Source organism: Massilia frigida, from assembly GCF_011682175.1.
Classification (GTDB): Bacteria; Pseudomonadota; Gammaproteobacteria; order Burkholderiales; family Burkholderiaceae_D; genus Telluria_A; species Telluria_A frigida.
Genome location: NZ_WHJG01000119.1, coordinates 1 through 1447, shown reverse-complemented (window position 1 = coordinate 1447; position 1447 = coordinate 1). Strand labels below are relative to the sequence as shown.

The 1447-nt window shown below is 60.7% G+C and carries 1 protein-coding gene; it reads right to left on the bottom strand.

The genetic code is table 11. The features are described from left to right. Positions 1-15: 15 nt before the first annotated feature. The gene (gene tnpC / locus F2P44_RS34230) at positions 16-1428 is read right to left on the bottom strand and encodes an IS66 family transposase (RefSeq protein WP_222853168.1); all 1413 of its coding nucleotides are present in this window, start codon (positions 1426-1428) and stop codon (positions 16-18) included. Between the last annotated feature and the right edge of the window lie 19 nt (positions 1429-1447).

Sequence of the window (1447 nt, the reverse complement as noted above, 5' to 3'; positions counted from 1 at the left end):
GTAACTATTCAGCCGCTACGCAGTTGGCCTGATCGGATCGCCAGCAAATGCACGGCGCAGCACTTCCAGCATGCTGTGCCCTTGTTTGCGTAGGGTGTCGAGGCAGGAGCGGATGGTGCAGAAGTTATCGGCACCGGTAATGGTGCGGAAGCATCCCGATATTTTCTGTTTGACCTTGGGCATGCGCACGGCCCGCTCGGCGATGTTGTTCGTGAACGGGATGATGGGGTCCGCAATGAAGCGCAGGATGGCGTCTGCGTGCAGTCGGAAGCGACGCAGCAAGTTATGGGCGTCAGACTGCTTGCAGCGTCCGGGCTTTGCGCCGGGTTTCGTCTGCGGAGGGTTCAGTTCTTCGCCCTGGCGTACGATGCCGTGGTAGACAGTGGCGAAGGCGGCGATGGCTTCGGCATCGAAAGGCGTGCCTTGCTGGCGCGCAGCCGTGCTCAGTCGTTGGGCATTGAGCAGCAGTTCAGTCATGTCGGTTGGCCAATCCTGGCCCGTCACCTCCTGCGCATAGACCAGCTCACGAAGAAGATGGGCGTTGCACAAGGCATGCAGGCCATCGTTCAGCTTCCAGTACGGGGCCCAGCAATCATGCACCAGAACGCCGAGTCGGTTAGGAAGAATGCCATGCGCGACCATTGCGTCCAGGCCGCGCTTGGCATGCATGCCGTACCAGGTCAGTTCCGCCGTGGCCGCAACGTGCATCCAGTGCAGCTTGCCGTCCACGCGCAGGCCCGATTCGTCGGCGCACAGTACCGGCGCGTCGTGCAATTGCTTCGCAATAAAATCGGCCGTGCCTTGCAAGGCGAGGCTCGCTTCGCCGACCCAGGCAAGCAGGGTTGCCGGCGACACGGACAAGCCCGTCATCTCGGCGATCAACCCGGCGGCGCGGGCATATGGCAGCATCTGGCCTTGCGTCAGGTGCACGCCCAATGCGCGCACGTTCGGGCCATATTGCGCAAGGTCGCTCACAGCAGCCGGGAAGACACTGTCGTGCCGTTGACCGCAGATGCACAGCACCGTGTAGACGCGGTGTTCGACGACCTCGAAACACATCGTCGGCACGTCAAATACCTGGCGGCGTTCCAGCACGTGCGCCTCTTCAAACGCCAACGCACTGTGGCAGCGGTTGCAATGCGATGGCGTTCGATGATCTTGCGTGCTGGTAGGCTCGGCAACCCGCTTGAGCGTGCTGCCTTTATGACCCGGTTGGCCTCCAACTGCTTTGTCAGATTTGCCACGTAACGAAGTAGTTTTCTGCTTTTTGCCCAGTCCATCCGACGACGGCGGCTTGCTCGAGTTCTCGCTGTTCATGCCCAGCTTAGCCTCCACCGCGTCCAGGCGTGCGAACAAGGCGTCAATGAGACGATCCTTGTCTTCATGGGACAAGCCGGTGAGATTGAGACGGGGAGGTTTTGGTGGCATGCCCAAATCATGCGCGATA

Excerpts from the sequence above, each read along its gene's own strand:
- tnpC (WP_222853168.1), bottom strand. The coding sequence starts at position 1,428 with ATGCCACCAAAACCTCCCCGTCTCAATCTCACCGGCTTGTCCCATGAA.